This window comes from Cryobacterium sp. MLB-32 (genome assembly GCF_000738085.1).
Taxonomy (GTDB): domain Bacteria; phylum Actinomycetota; class Actinomycetes; order Actinomycetales; family Microbacteriaceae; genus Cryobacterium.
On sequence record NZ_JPRS01000671.1, the window covers coordinates 1 to 745 of the forward strand.

Below are 745 nucleotides of genomic sequence, written 5' to 3' on the forward strand. Positions count from 1 at the left end.
AGGATGGCATCGAAGATGATCTCGTGCTTGGGGACGTAGAAGTCCCCACCGCGCACGGTCTCCACGACGTCAGCAACGGCGTCCTTGCTCAGCATCATTCCACCGAGGGCGCTCTGTTCGGCGAGCAGGTCGTGCGGCAACATACGTTCCGTTTGGCGCGGTTCCGCTGTGTTGGTTGTGGCTAGGCCAAGCTGAGCGATCGACACTCGGCACCTCTTTCTTGACGTATTTCAGGTGTACCAGAACCCACCGACTGCGGCCCCCGACGCACCAGCAACATCCGAAGTTCGGCGCTCGCCCACACTAAAACCGCTCTACCCGACAGGCAAACAGGCCTGTGGATAACTCTGTGAGTAATCTGGGCGAAACGCCGCGTTGCGTGTGCACAACCTGTGCACTCGCCTGTGGATAAGATAGGAAAACTTTAAATTAAAGCATATCTGATCAGGTATTTAATCTGTCCACAAGCCTGTGGGAAAAGTAGGTTCAACCATGGCTTGAATGTTCGTGATATGCGTGCTCACCTGTGTACAGAAAAGCCCATTGGGTATGGAAAACGGCCCTTAACGACCGGTAGCGGAGAGCCCCTGAGGGGCGCTCCGCTACCGGGTGAGTCGAATTACTTTGCTGCAACCACCAGAAGGGTGATCGTTGCACTCAGCTCGTCACGAAGGCGAACGGTCGCCTTGTGCTCGCCGGTCAGCTTGATCGCGGAGAGCTCGATCTTGCGCTTGTCAATCGCACC

2 protein-coding genes are annotated in these 745 nt (G+C 56.2%); both read right to left on the reverse strand.

Annotation, left to right across the window (positions count from 1 at the left end):
* The coding region (locus JF66_RS22710) for a DnaB-like helicase N-terminal domain-containing protein (RefSeq protein ID WP_304413068.1) at positions 1 to 206 on the reverse strand (206 nt) is incomplete at its 3' end.
* 413 nt (positions 207 to 619) lie between these two features.
* The coding region (locus JF66_RS20810) for a 50S ribosomal L9 C-terminal domain-containing protein (RefSeq protein ID WP_035880874.1) at positions 620 to 745 on the reverse strand (126 nt) is incomplete at its 5' end.